This is a genomic window from Streptomyces sp. NPDC000075 (assembly GCF_040301925.1).
GTDB lineage: Bacteria > Actinomycetota > Actinomycetes > Streptomycetales > Streptomycetaceae > Streptomyces > Streptomyces polychromogenes.
Map to the genome: position 1 here is coordinate 84,896 of NZ_JBEPFL010000010.1, position 18,631 is coordinate 103,526.

The 18,631-nt window shown below is 74.2% G+C and carries 22 protein-coding genes; 13 read left to right on the forward strand and 9 right to left on the reverse strand.

The window, feature by feature from the left end; genetic code table 11:
• Nucleotides 1-181: 181 nt before the first annotated feature.
• Nucleotides 182-793: an anthrone oxygenase family protein gene (locus ABT403_RS14625; protein ID WP_344161354.1), complete on the forward strand. Its 612-nt coding sequence runs from the start codon at nt 182-184 to the stop codon at nt 791-793.
• 15 nt (nt 794-808) lie between these two features.
• Here the strand turns inward: ABT403_RS14625 and ABT403_RS14630 are convergent, their stop codons facing one another.
• Nucleotides 809-1,297 carry an anthrone oxygenase family protein gene (locus ABT403_RS14630; RefSeq protein ID WP_344161351.1) on the reverse strand — a complete coding sequence of 163 codons (489 nt, stop codon included), beginning with the start codon at nt 1,295-1,297 and terminating at the stop codon, nt 809-811.
• Nucleotides 1,298-1,483: 186 nt separating this feature from the next.
• Here ABT403_RS14630 and gdhA point away from each other — a divergent pair, with 186 nt between their 5' ends.
• Entirely contained in the window at nt 1,484-2,833 is a 1,350-nt protein-coding gene (gdhA, locus tag ABT403_RS14635; RefSeq protein WP_344161348.1) for an NADP-specific glutamate dehydrogenase, read from the forward strand.
• 454 nt (nt 2,834-3,287) lie between these two features.
• Here gdhA and ABT403_RS14640 read toward each other — a convergent pair whose 3' ends face one another.
• Nucleotides 3,288-3,446, reverse strand: a complete 159-nt coding sequence (locus ABT403_RS14640) for a hypothetical protein (RefSeq protein ID WP_344161345.1) — start codon at nt 3,444-3,446, stop codon at nt 3,288-3,290.
• 413 nt (nt 3,447-3,859) lie between these two features.
• Here ABT403_RS14640 and ABT403_RS14645 point away from each other — a divergent pair, with 413 nt between their 5' ends.
• The 3 genes from ABT403_RS14645 (at nt 3,860) to ABT403_RS14655 (ending at nt 6,268) form a co-directional block, all read left to right on the forward strand.
• Nucleotides 3,860-3,991, forward strand: a complete 132-nt coding sequence (locus ABT403_RS14645) for a hypothetical protein (protein WP_344161342.1) — start codon at nt 3,860-3,862, stop codon at nt 3,989-3,991.
• Between the two features lie 148 nt (nt 3,992-4,139).
• Nucleotides 4,140-5,498 carry an AMP-binding protein gene (locus ABT403_RS14650; RefSeq protein WP_344161340.1) on the forward strand — a complete coding sequence of 453 codons (1,359 nt, stop codon included), beginning with the start codon at nt 4,140-4,142 and terminating at the stop codon, nt 5,496-5,498.
• Nucleotides 5,495-6,268 (forward strand): thioesterase II family protein, encoded by a 774-nt coding sequence (locus ABT403_RS14655; RefSeq protein WP_344161337.1) that lies wholly within the window; start codon nt 5,495-5,497, stop codon nt 6,266-6,268. Before ABT403_RS14650 ends, ABT403_RS14655 begins: the two co-directional genes overlap by 4 nt.
• A gap of 105 nt (nt 6,269-6,373) precedes the next feature.
• Here the strand turns inward: ABT403_RS14655 and ABT403_RS14660 are convergent, their stop codons facing one another.
• Nucleotides 6,374-6,838 carry a MarR family transcriptional regulator gene (locus ABT403_RS14660; RefSeq protein WP_344161334.1) on the reverse strand — a complete coding sequence of 155 codons (465 nt, stop codon included), beginning with the start codon at nt 6,836-6,838 and terminating at the stop codon, nt 6,374-6,376.
• A 138-nt stretch (nt 6,839-6,976) separates the two neighbouring features.
• Between ABT403_RS14660 and ABT403_RS14665 the strand changes: the two genes are divergently transcribed.
• Nucleotides 6,977-7,819, forward strand: a complete 843-nt coding sequence (locus ABT403_RS14665; RefSeq protein WP_344161331.1) for an alpha/beta fold hydrolase — start codon at nt 6,977-6,979, stop codon at nt 7,817-7,819.
• A 46-nt stretch (nt 7,820-7,865) separates the two neighbouring features.
• Here ABT403_RS14665 and ABT403_RS14670 read toward each other — a convergent pair whose 3' ends face one another.
• A complete protein-coding gene (locus ABT403_RS14670; protein WP_344161328.1) occupies nt 7,866-8,465 on the reverse strand; it encodes a DinB family protein in 600 nt (199 codons plus the stop codon).
• Nucleotides 8,466-8,594: 129 nt separating this feature from the next.
• Here ABT403_RS14670 and ABT403_RS14675 point away from each other — a divergent pair, with 129 nt between their 5' ends.
• Together ABT403_RS14675 and ABT403_RS14680 are read left to right on the forward strand one after the other, a co-directional pair.
• Nucleotides 8,595-8,987, forward strand: coding sequence for a VOC family protein (locus tag ABT403_RS14675; RefSeq protein ID WP_344161325.1), 393 nt, complete (start codon nt 8,595-8,597; stop codon nt 8,985-8,987).
• Nucleotides 8,984-9,325, forward strand: a complete 342-nt coding sequence (locus tag ABT403_RS14680; RefSeq protein WP_344161322.1) for a VOC family protein — start codon at nt 8,984-8,986, stop codon at nt 9,323-9,325. The genes ABT403_RS14675 and ABT403_RS14680 overlap by 4 nt, the downstream gene beginning before the upstream one ends.
• A gap of 126 nt (nt 9,326-9,451) precedes the next feature.
• Here the strand turns inward: ABT403_RS14680 and ABT403_RS14685 are convergent, their stop codons facing one another.
• The 4 genes from ABT403_RS14685 to ABT403_RS14700 all read right to left on the reverse strand — a co-directional run bounded on the left by ABT403_RS14685 (nt 9,452) and on the right by ABT403_RS14700 (nt 12,297).
• Nucleotides 9,452-10,459 carry a CU044_5270 family protein gene (locus ABT403_RS14685; RefSeq protein ID WP_344161320.1) on the reverse strand — a complete coding sequence of 336 codons (1,008 nt, stop codon included), beginning with the start codon at nt 10,457-10,459 and terminating at the stop codon, nt 9,452-9,454.
• Nucleotides 10,456-11,022, reverse strand: a complete 567-nt coding sequence (locus ABT403_RS14690) for an RNA polymerase sigma factor (protein WP_344161317.1) — start codon at nt 11,020-11,022, stop codon at nt 10,456-10,458. The genes ABT403_RS14685 and ABT403_RS14690 overlap by 4 nt, the downstream gene beginning before the upstream one ends.
• 74 nt (nt 11,023-11,096) lie before the next feature.
• Nucleotides 11,097-11,756: a nucleotidyl transferase AbiEii/AbiGii toxin family protein gene (locus ABT403_RS14695; protein ID WP_344161314.1), complete on the reverse strand. Its 660-nt coding sequence runs from the start codon at nt 11,754-11,756 to the stop codon at nt 11,097-11,099.
• Between the two features lie 76 nt (nt 11,757-11,832).
• Nucleotides 11,833-12,297: a hypothetical protein gene (locus tag ABT403_RS14700; RefSeq protein WP_344161311.1), complete on the reverse strand. Its 465-nt coding sequence runs from the start codon at nt 12,295-12,297 to the stop codon at nt 11,833-11,835.
• 148 nt (nt 12,298-12,445) lie between these two features.
• On the opposite strand from ABT403_RS14700, the gene ABT403_RS14705 reads away from it, so the two are divergent.
• Together ABT403_RS14705 and ABT403_RS14710 are read left to right on the forward strand one after the other, a co-directional pair.
• Nucleotides 12,446-13,714 carry a sensor histidine kinase gene (locus tag ABT403_RS14705; protein WP_344161308.1) on the forward strand — a complete coding sequence of 423 codons (1,269 nt, stop codon included), beginning with the start codon at nt 12,446-12,448 and terminating at the stop codon, nt 13,712-13,714.
• Nucleotides 13,705-14,352, forward strand: a complete 648-nt coding sequence (locus tag ABT403_RS14710) for a response regulator transcription factor (RefSeq protein WP_344161305.1) — start codon at nt 13,705-13,707, stop codon at nt 14,350-14,352. Before ABT403_RS14705 ends, ABT403_RS14710 begins: the two co-directional genes overlap by 10 nt.
• On the opposite strand, the gene ABT403_RS14715 is transcribed toward ABT403_RS14710, so the two are convergent.
• A complete protein-coding gene (locus ABT403_RS14715) occupies nt 14,339-14,722 on the reverse strand; it encodes a hypothetical protein (protein WP_344161302.1) in 384 nt (127 codons plus the stop codon). The two genes, ABT403_RS14710 and ABT403_RS14715, sit on opposite strands and share 14 nt — an antisense overlap.
• Before the next feature lie 567 nt (nt 14,723-15,289).
• On the opposite strand from ABT403_RS14715, the gene ABT403_RS14720 reads away from it, so the two are divergent.
• The 3 genes from ABT403_RS14720 (at nt 15,290) to ABT403_RS14730 (ending at nt 18,626) form a co-directional block, all read left to right on the forward strand.
• Nucleotides 15,290-16,162, forward strand: a complete 873-nt coding sequence (locus ABT403_RS14720) for an isocitrate lyase/PEP mutase family protein (protein WP_344161299.1) — start codon at nt 15,290-15,292, stop codon at nt 16,160-16,162.
• A gap of 623 nt (nt 16,163-16,785) precedes the next feature.
• Nucleotides 16,786-17,856: a saccharopine dehydrogenase gene (locus ABT403_RS14725; RefSeq protein ID WP_344161296.1), complete on the forward strand. Its 1,071-nt coding sequence runs from the start codon at nt 16,786-16,788 to the stop codon at nt 17,854-17,856.
• A 212-nt stretch (nt 17,857-18,068) separates the two neighbouring features.
• On the forward strand, nt 18,069-18,626 hold the full coding sequence (locus ABT403_RS14730; RefSeq protein WP_344161293.1) for a hypothetical protein: 558 nt from the start codon (nt 18,069-18,071) through the stop codon (nt 18,624-18,626).
• Nucleotides 18,627-18,631: the final 5 nt, after the last annotated feature.

The following is an 18,631-nucleotide window of genomic DNA, read 5'->3' on the forward strand; positions in this document are numbered from 1 at the left end:
GCCGTGCCGCGCCGCGGCGGCTGATATCCGCCAGGAGACGGGCCGGGGACAACTCCCCGGCCCGTACCGCGTTTTCGGCGCGAACCGCTGGTACGCGGGGCCGTACGGATGCCAGGATCACAGCGCGCGCGGGCACGGGCCCGCCGGTATCCAGCCACCAGCCACAGGTGAGGACGGACCCATGACCCCGGAACACGGCGCGAACCCGGCAGACGGAACCCCCGGTAGGAACGGCACCCCCGGTAGCAACGGCGCCCCCTTTGCCCCCCGTACCACGGAAAGGTCCGCCGCCGACCGCGCGGCCGGCCCCCTGCTCGCCCTCTCCACCGTCCTCATCGGCCTCATGGCGGGGCTGTTCTTCGCCTTCGACGTCTCGGTCATGCCCGGCCTGGCCGCCGGCGACGACCGCACCTACGTCACCGCCATGCAGCACATCAACGCCGTCATCGACGGGAACGGCCTCTTCGGCGGGGTCTTCGTCCTCGCACTGCTCGCCACCGCCGCGGCGGCCGTCGTCGAGTACCGCAAGGGCAGACGGGGCCCCGCCGTGTGGGCGGGTGCGGCCGCCGTCGCCTACCTCGCCGTCCTCGTGATCACCTTCGCGGTGAACATCCCGCTGAACAACGAGCTCGCCGACGCCGGCGACGCCGCCAGAATGACCGGCTTCGCGGTGGTCGACAAGTTCAAGGGCACCTGGGTCACCACGAACATCCTGCGCACCCTCCTGTGCACCGCCGCCCTCACCGCCCTCACCCGGGCCCTCCTCCTCCACGGCCGCTCCACCCCGCGCTGACCCTCCGGACGGCGGCTAGCCGTTCAGCGCCAGGGCCCACACCAGGAGCCCGAACGACACCGCGCACAGCAGCGTGCGCCACGTGTTCGCCCGTACCCAGGGGCCCTCGAACGCGTGGCGCACGGCCGACGGGTCGGCGATCCGCTCGACCGGGCCGGCCTGCGCCAGGGCGTTGTTCAGCGGGATGTTCACCCGGCCGGTGACGGCCATCGCCAGGACGTACGCGACGAGCGCCCCCGCCAGCGGCCACACCGCACCGCCCCCGCCTCCCGCCAGGTGCAGGACCAGGGCCAGCGCGGTGAACACCAGCGCACCCACATAGCCCAACAGGAACCAGCCGTTGAGGATCGCGACGTTGATCCGCTGCATCGTCTCGACGACCGTCCGGTCCGCCGAAGCCCGCAGACCCGGCATGACCGCCACCGAGAAACCGTAGAAGAGGCCACTGACCAGGCCCATCGTGATCGTCGCCGCGACCAGCGCCGCGAACCGTGCCGTTTCCATGCAGGTGCCCCCTCGTGTCCCGCTGCCGCGCGCCGGACCGATCCTACGGTCGGGAACGCGCCACGCGCCGTGATGAACGCCGACTTCGGCCCAGCAGGCGAGACGGCCTCTCCTCAGCCACCGGGCGGCCGGGTACCCTCCGCGTGGGCCCGCACGCCCGCCCCTGACGCTGGAGAGGAATCCGACGTGACCGACCCGAAGCAGAGGCTGGACGTACTGAGGGCCGACATCGAGCGGCGGAACCCCGCCCAGCCCGAGTTCCACCAGGCGGTCCGCGAGGTTCTCGACACCCTGGCCCCCGTGTTCGCGGCGCGTCCCGAGTACGCCGAGGCCGGTCTCGTCGAGCGGCTCGTGGAGCCGGAGCGGCAGATCATCTTCCGGGTGCCGTGGACCGACGACCGAGGCCGCGTGCACGTCAACCGCGGCTACCGGGTGGAGTTCAACAGCGCGCTCGGCCCGTACAAGGGCGGCCTGCGCTTCCATCCGTCGGTGGACATCGGCGTGGTCAAGTTCCTCGGCTTCGAGCAGATCTTCAAGAACGCGCTGACCGGCCTCGGCATCGGCGGCGGCAAGGGCGGCAGCGACTTCGACCCGCACGGCAGGTCGGACGCCGAGGTCATGCGCTTCTGCCAGTCCTTCATGACCGAGCTGTACCGCCACATCGGCGAGCACACCGACGTCCCGGCCGGTGACATCGGCGTCGGCGGCCGCGAGATCGGCTACCTCTTCGGCCAGTACCGGCGCATCACCAACCGCTGGGAGGCCGGCGTCCTGACCGGCAAGGGCCGGGGCTGGGGCGGCTCCCAGATCCGCCCGGAGGCCACCGGCTACGGCAGCGTTCTGTTCGCGAGCGAGATGCTGGCGGTCAAGGGCGTCTCCCTCGACGGCCTCACCGCCGTGGTCTCCGGCTCCGGCAACGTCGCCCTGTACACGATCGAGAAGCTCCAGCAGCTCGGCGCCAACCCGCTGACCTGCTCGGACTCCCAGGGCTACGTGGTCGACGACAAGGGCATCGACCTCGCCCTCCTGCGCCAGATCAAGGAGGTCGAACGCGGCCGCGTCAGCGAGTACGCCGCCCGCCGCGGTCCCTCCGCCCGCTTCGTGCCCGGCGGCCGGGTCTGGGAGGTCCCGGCGGACGTGGCCTTCCCGTCGGCGACCCAGAACGAGCTGGGGGCCGACGACGCCCGCACGCTCATCGCGAACGGCGTCAAGGCGGTCTCCGAGGGCGCCAACATGCCCACCACCCCGGAGGCGGTCCACCTCTTCCAGGGGGCGGGCGTCGCCTTCGGCCCGGGCAAGGCCGCCAACGCGGGCGGTGTGGCCGTCAGCGCCCTGGAGATGTCCCAGAACGCCGGCCGCGTGGCCTGGTCCCGCGACCGCGTGGAGGACGAACTGGCGGCCATCATGCGCGAGATCCACCACGTCGCCCACGAAACGGCCGCCCGCTACGACGCCCCGGGCGACTACGTGACGGGCGCGAACATCGCGGGCTTCGAGCGGGTGGCGGACGCGATGCTGGCCCAGGGCGTCATCTGACCCTCCCACCCCGCCCCTTCCGGGCCCGCGCTCCCCGCAGTGGGCGCGGGCCTCGCCGTACCGGGGTCGGGCGCCGGCCGCTCGCGGCTGACGGGGGTGCCGGGGTGGTCCGGACCCAGAAGGCGGATCCCGTCGGGGATGAGCTCGGCCGGCAAGCCGCGTACGGCGACGAAGTCACCGGCCTGCGCGCCGTCCTGTCCGGTGGGTCCGCCCTGGTGGCGGGGTTGTCCGGGACGAGGGCCGGAGCCGGTTCGCCGAGTTCCGGCGTGGTGCGGTCGGCCGTGTGGCCGTCGGTGCCGTCGATCGCCGTCGCCTGGGTGAGGGCCGCCTCGACGTCATCGCCCTCCGGGTCCTCGGAGGTCTGCGGGGGGTGCGGCGCCGGGGCCCTCCGCCGTACCGGGTCCGTGCCGCGCGCGGTCGAGTTCCTCCGTCCGCCGCAGCTCTGCCTGTTGTTTTACGTCTCGACCCGCCGGGCCTGCACGGCGGCCGGGTCCAGGACGGCGGCGGGCGGTACGACCGCCCTCGCCGGAGCGGGCACGCGCGGCGGGTGCACGGCCTCGAACGGGAGTGGCGCCGCCTCGCCGCGCGGGCGTTCGTGTGACGGCGCGGGCACCGTCGCGTCGGTGACCGAGGACACGGACCGCTGGGCCGGGATCCGCCCGGCGAGCAGCGGGCCGGTCTGCGTCGACGCGTAGCCGATCTCCTTCCCCAGGACGGCCGGGGTCCTCCCGGAAGCGTCGGCCCGCGCGCGGGAACCCGGCGAGTCTGCCCGCGGCCCCGTTCACCGGCCGGACCGGTTCCCACGGGCGGCCCCTGCGCGTGTTCGTCCCCGCCACCGGCGTGCCCCCCGCCGCTGCGTTCGGTGCGCCCGGCCGGTCCTTGTCCGGTCCGTCCGGGACAAGTGCCCTTTCGTCCGCAACCTGCCTGCGATGTTCCGCCCAGAGGTCCCGGACGGGCCAACTCCCCCGCACGGTCTGCCCGTCAGCCGCACACCGCGGACCCGGACCTCCGAGAAGGACCTGCGCCATGACCGACCTGCTCTCCATCGCCGCCGACGCCCTCACGCTGGTCGGCGCCGCCGTCTCCCTCGCCCTCGAACTCCGCCGCGCCCGCCGGGAGGCGGCCAAGCGGCGGGGAACCACCCCCGATCAGGACTGACGCCGCCCGGTGCGGGGCCCGTCTGGCGCGGGCGTCGTCCGGTGCGGGTGGCGTCCGGGCCCAGGCCCGGGCGGGACCAGGGCCGCTCGGGCCGGAGTCTGGGGTGGCGGCGTACCCTGGCCTCCCACCGACCCCGGGGAGTTACCGCGTGCTGACCGCCCTAGACGGCACGTACGGCGACCGCGCCGACGCCGTCGCCGTAGCCGGCCGTACCGCCTCGTACGAGGAACTGCTCGGCGCCGCCCGTGCCGTGGCCGCCGACGTCGCCGGCGCCCCCGCCTTCGCCGTCACCGCGACCGCCTCCCTGGAGACCGTCGCCGCCGCCGTCGGCGGGCTCCTCGCCGGGGTGCCCTTCGTACCCCTGCCCCCCGACGCCGGCCCCGCCGAACGCAAGCACATCCTCCGGGACTCCGGCGCCGCCCTGACCACCGTCGACTTCGCCCGCCGGTCCGACGCCACCGTCCCCCGGGACGCGGCCGGCCCCAGGGACCCCGCCCTCATCCTCTACACCTCCGGCACCACCGGCCCCCCGAAGGGCGTCGTCCTCACCGCCGACGCCCTCGCCGCCGACCTGGACGCCCTCGCCGCCGCCTGGCGGTGGACCGCCGAGGACACCCTCGTGCACGGGCTCCCGCTGTTCCACGTCCACGGCCTCGTCCTCGGCGTCCTCGGGGCCCTGCGCACCGGAAGCCGCCTCGTGCACACCGGCCGCCCCACCCCGGAGGCGTACGCCGGGGCGGGCGGCAGCCTGTACTTCGGGGTGCCGACCGTGTGGTCCCGTATCGCCGCCGAACCGGCGGCCGCCGCCGCCCTGTCCGGGGCCCGCCTCCTCGTCTCCGGCAGCGCCGCCCTCCCCGCCCCCGTCTTCCGGGACCTGGAGCGCCTCACCGGCCACCGCCCCGTCGAGCGGTACGGGATGACGGAGACCCTGATCACGGTCAGCGGCCGCGCCGGCGGCGAGGTCCGGCCCGGCACCGTCGGCACCCCCCTGCCCGGCATCCGTACGCGCATCGCCGCCGAACCGGGCGCCGACATCGGCGAACTCCAGCTGACCGGGCCGACCCTGTTCGCCGGGTACCTGGGCCGCCCGGAGGCCACGGCGGCCGCGTACACCGAGGACGGATGGTTCCGTACGGGCGACATCGCGGCCGTGGACCCGGACGACGGGGTCCACCGCATCGTGGGCCGGGCCTCCATCGACATGATCAAGTCCGGTGGCTACCGGATCGGCGCGGGCGAGATCGAGAACGCCCTGCTCGACCACCCCAAGGTGAGCGAGGCGGCCGTCGTCGGCGTCCCGGACGCGGACCTCGGGCAGCGGATCGTGGCCTTCGTCGTCGCCCAGGGGGTCACCGGCGCCGAACTGACCGACTTCGTGGCCTCGCACCTGTCGGTGCACAAGCGTCCGCGCGAGGTGCGCTTCGTCGCCGCCATCCCGCGCAACGCGATGGGCAAGCCGCAGAAGAAGCTCCTGCTGACCGACGATGCCCGGGGGGCCCGGCCGTGAGCGTCGTGGACCGTGTCCCCGCCCGCGACGCCTGGCTGCGCCGCTTCCACCCGCCGGCCCGCCCCGGCACGGACCCGGTCCTCGTCGTCCTCCCGCACGCCGGCGGCAACGCCTCCTACTACTTCCCGCTCTCCCGCGACCTGGCCGCGCACGCCGAGGTGCTCACCGTCCAGTACCCCGGCCGCCAGGAACGGCTGGGGGAGCCGAGCCCCGACACCATCGACGGGCTCGTAGACGGGGTGGAGCGGGCGCTGGAACCCTGGCGGGGGCGGCGGCTGGTGCTGTTCGGCCACAGCATGGGCGCGGTCCTCGCGTACGAGCTGACGCGCCGTCTGGAGGCGTCCGGCGACCGCCCGCTCGGCCTGATCCTCTCCGGCCGGCGCTCCCCGCTGGTGCCCCGGCGGGACGACCTGCACACCCTGGACGACGACGCCCTGCTGGCCCACGTCCAGGCGCTGTCCGGCACCGACGCGGGGCTGCTGGCCGACCCGGAACTGCGGGCGCTGATCCTGCCGGCCCTGCGCGGCGACTACCGGGCGGTCGGCACGTACCGCCACGAGCCGGGACCGCTGCTGCGCACCCCGGTCAGCGTGCTGTGCGGGGAGTCCGACCCGCGCGCGAGCGTGGCCGAGGCCATGGGGTGGCGGGAGCTGACGGGGGCGGCCTTCACCTTCCGGGGCTTCCCCGGCGGGCACTTCTACCTGGCCGAACGGCACGAGGCCGTGGTCCGGGCGATCGCGGAGGACCTGGCGGTCTTCGCGACGGCCTGACGGCGCGGCCCCCCGGGGGCCGGGACCGGGGGCCGGGACCGGGGCCCGGACCAGAGCCCGGACCAGAGCCCGGACCAGAGCCCGGACCGGGGCCCGGGCCCGGACTCAGCCCGCCGGCCGGTCGCCCCGCACCGCCAGGTGCCGGGCGAGCACCTCCAGCGCCTCGGTCACCTCGGGCAGCCGCTCGGACCCGTCCTCGCCCAGGGCCCGGGCGAGCGCCTCCTCGACCTTGGAGGCGCCCGCGGCCCGTACGGCGGCCACCCGGGCGGAAACCCCGGGCGCCTGCCGGACCAGCGTCCGGCGGCGGTCGGCGGGGTCGGGGGCCGTCTCCACGGAACCCGCCTCGCGCAGGCGGGCCACGGCGTTCGAGACCTGGCTCTGCGGCAGGCCCGTGCGCTGGGCCGTCTCGCCGATGGTGGTGTCGGGATGCGCGGCGATGTCCCCGGCGACGATGACGACGGAGCGCGTGCCGCCCGCGTACTGCCCGGCACCGCCGGGAGGTTCGGGCAGGGCTTCCTCGCCGAGCTTCATCAGGGCCCGGCCCAGCAGGAACAGTTCGATTCCATCCACCCGGTCAGGTTACATCGGAAGAGATTCATCGAAATATATCCATCACTCTTGATGCATCGATTTCGATGGGTTACCTTCGTATCAGAGCGCGGGACGAAGGCCGGCGCCGCCCCGAAGGTACGAAGGAGTGTTCCCGCGATGTCCAGCCGCCTCGTTCCCACCACCTCCACCCTCCAGGTCCCCGGCGCCACGCTCCACTACCGGATCGAGGGCTCCGGGCCCCTGCTGCTCATCTCCCAGAGCGGCGAGGGCGATGCCGACCGCACCGTCGACCTGGTCCCGCACCTCACGGACACGTTCACCGTCCTGACCTACGACCGCCGGGGCCTGTCCCGCAGCCGCCTGGAGGACCCGTCCCGGACCACCTCCCTCGCCGAGCACGCCGAGGACGTCAGCCGGTTGCTCGCCGCCGTCACCGACGAGCCCGCCCTGATGCTGGGCTGCAGCCTCGGCGCCGTCATCGGCCTGCATCTGGCGGCCCGCCACCCCGGCCGGATCTCCACCCTCGTCGCCCACGAACCGGTCGCACCGCGCCTGCTGCCCGCCGCCGAGCGCGAGCGGCACGAGGCGGAACTGGCCGAACTCCAGCACCTCCACCGCACAGCCGGACTCCCCGCGACGCTGCGGGAGATGGCCCGGGTGCTCGGCATAGACACCAGCGGCAAGGACGCCGAACCGGGCCTCACGCCGCAGCCGCTGGGCGAGCGGCGCCGCGCCAACTTCGCCTACTTCATCGAGCACGACATCACCGCGGTCGTCGAGGACACCCTCGACCCCGCCACGCTGACCGGGACGCCGACCCGCATCATCCCGGCAGTCGGCGCCACGACCCCCGCCACGGTCTTCGACCTCGCCTGCGCCGCCGCACTGGCGGAGCTGGTGGGCGAGGAGATACACACCTTCCCCGGCGGCCACAACGGCAACACCAGCCACCCCAAGGCCTACGCCGAGCGCCTGCGGCAGCTGCTGACCGCGTCCTGACAGGGGCCCGCCCGCCCTCTCCCCCTCGCGGGGCGGGCGTCGGGGGTCAGCCGGTGCCGAAGGTGCGGGCCACGGATTCCAGGCGGCTGCGGTAGCCCTCCCACCACGTCCGGTCCTCCGCCGGCAGGTTGTTCCCGTCCTTCATCTCGCCGGCGGAGCCGTCGAGGAGCTCCCGGAGGATGTCGGCGTGGCCGGCGTGGCGCTGGGTGTCGGAGATCACGCGCACCAGGATGTGATGCAGTGTCGCCTCGCGTCGCTCCTCCGGCCACCAGGGGACGCGACCGGTCGCGTCCAGGTCCAGTGCGGTGATGGTGGCGTCGGCGTGGGCCCAGGCCTGCCGGTACAGCTCGGTGATCTCCTCGCGGGACTCGTCCGCCGTGGCCCACATGTCCGCGTTCGGTTCCGCGTCCCGCGTGTACCACCAGGCCGGGGGGTCCTCGGTGAAGAACGGGCGGCCGAAGGTGTCGCCGAAGTAGCCGAGCTCCACCCCGGCGAGATGCTTGACCAGGCCCAGCAGGTTCGTGCCCGTGGGGGTCAGGGGGCGGCGGACGTCGTAATCCGAGAGCCCCTCCAGCTTCCGCAGCAGGGCGTCCCGTCCTTCTTGCAGGTAGCGGAGGAGTTCGGCCTTCGGATGCGATTCCTTCATGGGGGCAGTCTCCGGCACGTCTCCGGCACGGACGGCCGTGCGCCGGCGGATCTCCGCATCCGTCTGTCACATCCTCCGGCCGCCATCCGTCAGTGAGATGAAGCAGATCGACACTCGGAGGGCAGCACCATGCTGACGAACATCATGTACGTGACCCTGTACGTCACCGACCAGGACCGCGCGCTGCGGTTCTACACGGAGCAGCTCGGCCTGGAGAAGCGCATCGACTACCCGAACCCCGCGGGCCGTTTCCTCACCGTGGGTGTCCCGGGCAGTCCGGTCGAGATCATCCTGTCGGCGCACGCCCCCGCCGCCGGGCAGCCGGGCGAGGTGTCGTCGGACACGCCCGGCCCGGTCATCCTGGAATCGCAGGACCTGCGGGCCGACTTCAAGGTGTTCCGCGACCGGGGTGTGACCTTCGACCGGCCCGAGCCGGTGGACTACGCGTTCGGCATCGCCATCGACGCGCTGGACCCGGACGGCAACCGCATCTCGCTGCGCCAGCAGGCGGTCCGCCGGTGAAGATCGAATCGGTGATCGCCCGCCAGAGCGTCGACGACCTGGAAGGGGCCATCCCCTTCTACGAGCGGCTGACCGGCCGCAAGGCCGAACGCTTCGAGTTCGCCGGCGTCCACCTGGCGAGCGTGGGCACCTTCCTCCTCTTCTGCGGCCCGGACGAGGCGGTGAGCCGGATCGCCGCCGTCACCGCCACCCTGACCGTCGCCGACCTCCCCTCCGCCGTCGAGGAAGCGGTCGCGGCCGGCGCCACGCTGGTGATGCCGCCCCAACCCACCCCCAACGGCCACCGAGCCGTCCTCCGCCACCCCCACGGCGGCGTCTACGAGTACGTAGGCCCCTGAGAGCACATCGGTCGCGCAGACTGACGCCCCTGCCGGAACAGTGCTGCGAGGCAGGGGCATCACTGGACCGTTGCTTCGACGGGTCAGTAGACCTCAATGGCGACTCCTTTGTCTTGAAGCCGTCGGCTATTGCTTGGGCGCCTGGCCTGCCTTGTCCGTGATGCCTCGGCTGACGATGGCCACGGAGGTCACCGCGGTGCCCGCCTTTCCCCACGCACTGTCCTTGAGCGTCACGGTGCGCTCGCCAAGAAGGCGCAGGCTGTTCTTGTCGAAGATCCATTCGGTGCGCTCGCCCTGGTGGACGCGAGCGACGGCGATGCCTGATCGGCCGGCGGCATCCGTCGCTTCCGGTACCAGGACGACGCCGGGGATGCGGGCTGCGGCCCGGTACAGAGCCGCACTCACCCCCGGCGGGGCCTCCATGGTCCGCAGCAGGTCGCCGATGGCCACGAATGCCTCCTGATCCGGGCCGGTCGTCGATCCCGAGTCGCCGCCGTGGTTGAGGCGTGCGTCAGCGTAGATCACCTCCAGTATCCGGTCGGGGTCGGTCGGCAGGGATTCCAGGAAGCGGTACGTGGGGCCGTTGATGGTCGCCTCTCCCTTGTCCGGGGCCGGGTCCGTCTTTTCGCCCTCGTGGTTGCGTGTGAGCGTGCCGGCTGATCCGTCGACGGAGACCCAGTGCTCGGCGGACTCGTCGGTGCGGGCGGCGGTCATGCCACCCCCCTTGGTCTCCGACAGGGCGGTGGAGTGTCCCTTCGTCCTGGTGTACAGGAACTGTCCGTCGCGGACGCTCGGAGCAGGTGCCGCCTGAGCCGCGAGAGCGACGCGGTCCAGCAGCTGCACGGCAGCCGGTTCGGGCCGGGCTGCGGCGGGGGGCTCGTCGGAGCCGCTGATGCTGAGGGTTACCGCCACGGCGACAGCGCAGGTGGCAGCCCCTGCCGTCAGCAACAAGGCCATCCGGCGACGTGGCCGGACTCGCGCGGGCCGGGGGGCGTCCGTTGTTTCGCGCATCACGTACTCCCTGATCCGGTCGTGTCCGTGGAAAGGCAGATCGCCATCGGAAAGGCCGGGCAGACGCCGGGGGGTATCCGCGCGACCGTCCGAGTCGAGTCGTGCGTCGTCGGAGGCGTTCACAGGCTTCCTTCCCGTGTGGTTCGGGGTGTGGGGCGGCGTCTGGAGGGCGGCGGTTCGGCGAGGTGAGAGGCGGTGAGTTCGCGGAGCCGGGTGCGGGCGCGAGAGAGCCGGGACCGCACGGTGCCGACCGACGTTCCGCAGGCCTGCGCGACCTCCGCATGGCTGAGGCCGGACCACACGTACAGAAGAAGCACCTCGCGGTCCGCCTGCCGTAACCGGCTCAGAACGGCCAGGGCGGCTGAGGCTTCAGCCGCGTCGGCGATGCGGGACACGACCGCATCCGCCACATCGGGAACGGAACTGGGTGGAGGGAGACGGGCTATGGCGTCCCTGTGCCGGCGTGCCGCCCGCCGGGTGTTGCGGATGACGTTGGTGGCGATCCCGAAGAGCCATGCCCGAGGGCTGGCGACCCGATCGAATGAGTCGCGGAGCCGCCATGCCTCGAGGAAGGTGAGGGAGACGATGTCGTCGGCCCCGGCATGGTCGGCGGTCATGCGGACGGCATGCGCGTACACGGCTCGTGCATGGGCGTCATAGATTTCCGCAAACAGTTGGTGGTCCACACCGGGTAGTGTCCGCAGACCGCACCCTGTTGCATGTGACCTCCGTCACATGGTGGGGGGTGGGGGCAGCTCCGTCAGGAGGGTTCGGCCGGGAGTCTGGGTGCCAGTGTGGTGGCCCAGTGGTGGGCCCAGGTGCGGAGGGTTGTCGTCGCCTCTTCGTCGAGGCCGTACGCGGCGAACTCCTCGTCGTCGTACCAGTCGGCGCCGGTCAGGCGGTCGCGCAGGTCGTCGAGGCGGAAGGCGTCGCGGCCGTGGCGCAGGCCGAGGCGTTCGAGTTCGGCCAGGGTGCGGTACGGGGAGGCGGCGTGGACGTCGATCAGGTCGCGTACCGCGCCCCGGTCGGCGAGGGCGCGGACCTTCGTGCCGATGACGTCGTCGAAGGCGAGGACGGGGCCGTACGGGGTGGGCTCGGGGGCGGCCCAGAGGTTCTCCTTGAGGACGTCGAGCCCGCACCGTGCGCCGTCGGCGCGGTCGGTGACCATCAGCCGGGCCGACAGGGGGTCGACGCCGATGACGGTGATGTGCCAGCCGCCCTCGGTCAGCCGCCGGGCGAGGTCGGCGCAGATGTCGGCCATGGGGGCGGGGTTCTCGGTGGCGACGTCGAGGTCCTGGCTGGTCCGTTCGACGAGGCCGTGGGCCTGGACGGCGTAACCGCCCGTGATGACCAGGGGGTACGGGCTGCCGATCGCGATGACGTCGGCGAGCAGGCGGCGGTGCAGGCCGGTGAGGTTCACTCGGCGGCGCCCGGCCGGCCCGCCGGGTGGGACGTCGGTGCCATGGGTGCAGCATCCCGTATCAACGGGGCGCCGTTCAGCGCTTCTTGGGGAAGGCGGTGCGCAGGGCCGCGCCGCGCAGGGTGACGGCGATGCGGAGGGCCGGGAGGACGCAGAGGGTCTGCAGGGCCGCGTACCACCAGGGGCAGACGCCCGGGATCAGGTCCACGCCGACGATGGCGACCGGGAAGACGACCGTGAGGGTGCGCAGGCGTTCGAAGGCGCGGTGGGAGCCCCGGGCGGTTGACGTGGCCAGCCGGTGCAGGAGGAGGGTGATGAGGGGGAGGAGGGCGACCCGGGTCCACATGAAGGGGTTCACCGGATGGCCCGTGGCCGCCACCACGGCGACCGCGAGGAGGGCGGCGGTGGTGAGGGCGCCGTAGACGGTGACGGCGGTCCGCGTCGTGGCGAACGCGGCCTGGGCGGCGGGGGTGTCGAGGAGGGCCGGGTCGGCGGTCGCGGCCGGGCCGGCCGGCTTCGTGTTCTTCTCGTTCGTCTTCATGGACATGACGCTACGGAGCCGGTCCCGGGCCCGGTACGGGCCTGGACCCACAGGGGGGTGGGCCCAGCCCCACTCCTGCGGCGAGCTGGGGTGATGCGGGCTCCGGGCGGGGCACAGTGGGGTGGTGAGCCGGAAGCGAGGGGGAGTCATGGGGCGTGCGGGGTCCTGGGTGGTGCGGGCCGGGGTGGGGTGGTGGCGGGCGGGGGTGGTCCTCGCCGTCTGCGGGACGGTTCCGGCCGTGTGGGCCGCCGCCGTGGGGCTGGCGGTGTGGTGCGGGGCGGAGCACCCGTGGTCGTGGATCGGGCCCGCCGTCATCGTCTGCGCGGGCACGCTCGCCCTGGCGCGGCCCGTCTGCCGAGCGGTGCGGGCCGTGCTCGCGCGCTGGACCGGTACCCGGATCCCCGGCGGGTACCGGGAGGCCGGGCCGGTTATGCAGCTGTCCACCGGGTACTGGTGGAACGGCTTCAGCTACGAACGCAGCCGCCGGGACGCCGTCATGGACCAGCGGATGCGGCTGTGGTGGAGCGACCCCGCCACCTGGCGCGACCTGCGCTTCGCCGTCATCGCCCCGTTCACCGCCGGCGTGGTGGCCGCCGTCCCGCCGGCCGCGCTGGCCGCAGCCGTGGCCGGGACGGCCGGCGTCGGGCCGGACGGGTCCGGGGCCGTCGCCCGCCTGACCGGGGCGGGCGCCCTGGCCGTCGCCATCGGCTGCGGCCCGTATGCCTGGCGCTCCCTGCACCGGGTGGCCGTCCGCTTCCTGGGCCCCTCGCCCAGGATGGCGCTGGCGGAGCGGGTGGACGAGCTGACCTCCCAGCGCGCCGACGCCACCGTCGCGCAGGCCGCCGAGATCCGCCGGATCGAACGGGACCTCCACGACGGCGCCCAGGCCCGCCTCGTCGCGCTCGGCCTCTCCCTGGCCACCGCCGAGGCGCTGATGGACCGGGACCCCGAGCAGGCGAAGGCGCTGATGCGGGAGGCGCGGGCCGGGGCCGCCGCCTCGCTGACCGAACTCCGGGAGCTCATCCGGGGCATCAGCCCGCCCGTCCTCAGCGAGCGCGGGCTCGTCGACGCCGTGCGGGCGCTGGCCCTGGACGTCCCCCTCGACGTGGCCGTCCGGGCCGACGGCCCGCTGCGCCTGGACCCGCCGATCGAGTCCGCCGTCTACTTCGGCGTCGCCGAACTCCTCACCAACGCGGTCAAGCACGCCGGCGCGGGCCGGGCGCACGTCTCCCTCGTACGGGACGACACGGGCGTCGTCGTCGAGGTCGAGGACGACGGACGGGGCGGGGCCGACGCCCGGCCCGGCGGCGGGCTCGCCGGCCTGCGCCGCCGCCTCGCCGTCTTCGACGGCACGCTCACGGTCACCAGTCCCCCCGGCGGCCCGACCCGTGTCAGGATGGCCGTGCCATGCGCATAGCCGTAGCCGAAGACCTCTACCTCCTGCGCGACGGGATGGTCCGCCTGATCGAGGCGTTCGGGCACGAGGTGGTGGCCACCGCCGCCACCGGGCCCGAGACCCTCGACGTCCTGCGGACGCACCGCCCGGACGTGTCCGTCATCGACGTCCGCATGCCCCCGACCCAGTCGGACGAGGGCCTGCGCGCGGCGCTCACCGCCCGCGCGGAGATCCCGGGCCTGCCCGTCCTGATCCTCTCCCAGCACGTGGAGCAGCTCTACGCCCGCGAACTGCTGGCCGACGGCTCCGGCGGCGTCGGCTACCTGCTGAAGGAGAGCGTGTTCGACGCCGAGCAGTTCATCGGCTCCCTGGAACGGGTCGCGGCGGGCGGGACCGCCATGGACCCGGCCGTCATCGCGAAGCTGCTGTCCGGCGGCGCCCCCGACCGGGAGCTGGCCCGGCTCACCGAGCGCGAGCACTCCGTGCTCGGGCTGATGGCCGAGGGCCTGTCCAACCAGGCGATCGCCCGCCGCCTGTTCCTCAGCGAGGGCGCCATCAGCAAGTACACGACCTCCTTGTTCGGGAAGCTCGGCATCACCGACGACGACGACACCAACCGCCGCGTCCGCGCCGTCCTCGCCTACCTCAACCAGCGCTAGGCCGTCTGGCCGATGCCGGATCAGGCCGGCCCGGCGAGGGCCAGCAGGGGGCCGCGTACTGGCGGGGCCGTTCGACGATCAGGCGGGCGCGCAGGTCGTGGGCGGCGGCGCGGAAGGCGACGTAGCGGGCCTCGCGGTGCCGGTCACGGAGGCGTTCGAGCCAGGCGTCGATCCCGCGCAGCGCGTCCTCGGCGGAACCTTCCCGGGAGCCGGAGCCGTTCGTCAGGAGGGCGCGGTCGCGTTCGCGCTGGAGCTCGGAGAACCCGCAGACGCCCCCGCGCTCAAGGAGCTCATCGGCGAGGACGTGCTGTTCACCGACTTCGGCGACTCCGGGGCCGCCCGGCGGCAGCTCGCCGAACACTTCGGTCACGGGACGGCCTTCACCCTGACCTGCGCGGCGGGGGCGACGGCCGTCCTGGTGGCCGTGGCCCTGGTCCGCCCGGCCCCGTTCGCCCGGGGGCCAAGGCGCTGTGAGCCGTACGGCCTGACGCACGACGCGGTACCGGACCGGCCTCCCTCCGCTCCGGAGGAGGCCGGCCCTCGTGCTGCCCGAGGACAGGCGGAACCTCCGGGGCGGCCCCGCCGCGCCCCGGGACGGCATCCGGGGCTGGGCGGGAGGAGGCCGTACGGGTCCCGCCGCTGCCGCTCCGGGATGGCGTTTGTACGGGTCCGGTTGCTGCTCCGGGGTGGCGTCTGTACGGGCCTGGCCGTTGCTGCTCCGGGATGGCGTCTGTACGGGTCCCGCCGTTGCCGCTCCGGGACGGCGTCCGGGGCCAGGCCGTCGGCCCCCCGCCGTGCCTGAGGGCCGGCTCCGCGCGGGCGCCGCGTACGGCTGCCGCCCGGGGGCCCGGCGGCCCGAACGCCACCCGGCGATCAGTACGTTGAGCCGGTCCGACGACCCCGTCCCGACGCACGACGGCACCCAGCGAGGAACCCCATGAGCCAGCTCCGCCCCAGCGCCGACCCCGCCGCCCGCCTCCGCCGCGGTGAGGCCTTCCGGGATCTGCACACCGGCCCCGGCCCCTTCGTCGTCCCCAACCCGTGGGACGCCGGCTCCGCCCGCATCCTGGCCTCCTTCGGCTTCGCCGCCCTCGCCACCACCGGGGCGGGCCTCGCCCACGGCCTCGGCCGGCCCGACGGCGCCGGCCGGGTGAGCCGCGAGGAACTCCTCGCCAACGCCGCCGCCATCGTGGACGCCACCGGACTGCCCGTCACCGCCGACCTGGAGAGCGGCTTCGGCGAACGCCCCGAGGACGTCGCCGAGACCATCCGCCTCGCCGCGGAGGCCGGCCTGGCCGGCGGCTCCGTCGAGGATGCCACCGGCCGCGCCGAGGACCCGCTGCGCCCCCTCGACGAGGCCGTCGAACGGGTCGCCGCCGCCGTGGAGGCCGCCCAGGGGCTCGGCTTCCCCTTCACCGTCACCGCCCGCGCCGAGAACTTCTTCCTGGGCCGGCCCGACCTCGACGACACCATCCGCCGGCTGCGGGCGTACGAGGCCGCCGGCGCCGACGTGCTCTACGCCCCGGCCCTGCCCGACGCCGAGGCGGTCCGCGCCGTCTGCGCGGCCGTCTCGCGGCCCGTCAACGTCCTGATGACCGGCTCCCTGAAGCTCTCCGTCGCCGAACTCGGCACCCTCGGCGTCCGCCGGATCAGCACCGGCTCCGCGCTGTCCCGCGCCGCGCTCGGCGCCCTCACCCGCGCCGCCCGCGAGATCACGGAGTCGGGCACCTTCGACTTCGGCGCGGACGCCCTCCCCTACGCCGAGGCCAACGCCCTCATGACCGCGCCGGGTACCGATCCGGCCCCGTAGGCCGCGGCCCTCTCCCGCCACGGCGTTCCCCTCCCAGCCCGACGCCCACCGCCGGCCGTGCCGACTGCTGGCCGTGCCCACCCCGGCCGTGCCCACCTCCAGCCCGACGCCCGCCGCCGGCCGTGCCGACCGCTGGCCGTGCCGACCCCGGCCGTGCCCACCTCCAGCCCGACGCCCACCCCCGGCAGTGCTCGCGCGGGCGCGCTCGCGCCGGCCTCGCCCCGGGCCGCGCGGCCCCCGGCGCCCCGGCGCCGGGGCGCCGTCCGGTGCGGTGCGACTGGCCGGGCCGCAGCGCCCGCCGCTCCACCGCCGGCCGTGCCCGCGCCGTCAACCCCGTACCGCACGCGCTCTCACCCGGCCGGGTGAATCCGCCGTGTTCGCCGTCGGCGCCGGAGCCCACCTCCGGCCGGGCGGCGGGCCGGGCGGGGCCCTCGGCCGGGCCGGGGGGACCGGGCTCCGCAGGGCAGGCTGGAGCACCACAGCGACCCCCGCCCACCGCCCTCCGGCGAACGCCCGGACCCCGCTCCCGCGAGCGGGGCCGACGTCCAGGACGCAGCCCCCGCCACCGCGATCAGGCCCGGGAGTCACCCACCCCACTGCCTCCAGACGGGACGAAACGCACGATGCCGGACACCACTCACCTCTGGATGCGGCACGAGGACCGCCGCACCGAACGCCGCGCCCCCCTCACCCCGCAGGACGCCGCCCGCCTCGTCGAGGCCGGGATCCGCATCACCGTCGAGGAGTCGGCCCAGCGCGCCTTCCCCCTCGCGGACTACACCGCCGCGGGCTGCGCCACCGCCCCCACCGGCAGCTGGCACGAGCAGGCCCCCGACGGGGCGTACGTCCTCGGCCTCAAGGAACTCCCCGCCGGACCCGGCGCCCCCGCCCTGCGCCACCGGCACATCTACTTCGGCCACGCCTACAAGGGCCAGGCCGGCGCCCGTGAGCTCCTCGCCCGCTTCGCCGCGGGCGGCGGCGCCCTCCTCGACATGGAATACCTCACCGACGAAGCCGGCCGCCGCGTCGCCGCCTTCGGCTACTGGGCCGGCTACGTCGGCGCCGCCCTCGCCGTCCTGCACCACCGCCGCGCCCTCACCGCCCCGCTGGTCCCCACCGACCGCCCGGCCCTCGACGCCCTCCTCGCCTCCACGGTGGCGGAGGGCGACACCACCGCCGCCCTCGTCATCGGCGCCCTCGGCCGCTGTGGCCGGGGCGCCTGCGACGCCCTCGTCCGGGCGGGCCTGGAGCCCACCCGCTGGGACCTCCCCGAGACCCGCGCCCTCGACCGCCCCGCCCTCCTCGCCCACGACCTCCTCGTCAACACGGTCCTGACCACCACCCCCGTACCGCCGTTCCTGACCAAGGCCGACCTGGACGAGCCCGCCCGCCGCCTCTCCCTGGTCTCCGACGTCACCTGCGACGTCACCTCCGACTGCAACGTCCTGCCGGTCTACGACGAGACCACCACCTGGGACGAGCCCGTCCGCCCCCTGCGCGACGGCGAGCGCCCCCTCGACCTGATCGCCATCGACAACCTCCCCTCCCTCCTCCCCGTCGAGGCCAGCACCGCCTTCTCCGCCGAACTCGCCCCGCAGCTGCTGCGCCTGCCCGAGTGGGACGACGTCTGGGACCGCGCCCTGCACACCTACCGGACGGCCGCCGAAGCCCAGGAGACCCCCCTGCCCCTCTGACCCCGCCCACGCACCGACCCCGGCCGGCTCTCCCCATACGCGCCCCGGGTCGGCCGCGACAGGAGATATTGGAACGGTGAGCGAATCCGGGTCCGTGTGGGGGCCCGGATTTCCGGTGTCTCCGCTCGGGTTCGGAAGGGAGGGGGAGGGCAATAGGAAACTTTGCGCGCGGTCGTGCCGCGTCGCTGGTGGTGCCACTCGGGGCGGGTCTGGTGCTCGGGCTGATCGGGCCGTTTTCCGAGAAGTGGGGAAATCCTGCCGGTGTGGCGTTGAACGCCGTCTTCTCCGGCGGCTGGTCATGGGCCTGCTATGCGTTCCTGGTGGGTTATTTCCGGCGCTCCAAAATCGAGGCGGCCCTTCTTGCGTCCTCAGGGTTGGCCCTCGGGGTGGCTGCTTACTACCTGTTCAAGGATTTCAGCCCTGCCGTTCCGGATGGACTGGCGGCCGGCGCTTCGGGTGGAGGGTCGCTCTCCAAGATTCTGGTCTGGGGGACGCTGGCGTTCGTGTTCGGGGCGCCTGTGGGGTTCCTGGGGAACGTGGCGCGCGTGCCGGGTGTCGGCGGCCTCGGGTTCCGGCTGCTGATTCCGCTCGTGGCCTTTTATGAGACCACCATGCGCTTGTCCGAAGAGGCACGCGGCCAAAGTCAGGTCGTCGTCAACACCTGGAATTCCGTGCGGTTCACCGCGGTCGCCGTCGCGGTCGCGCTCGCCGTACACGTGATCTGGAGGTGGTGGCACGAGCGGCGCATTCCGAGCGGGCGGCACAGGTGAGGACG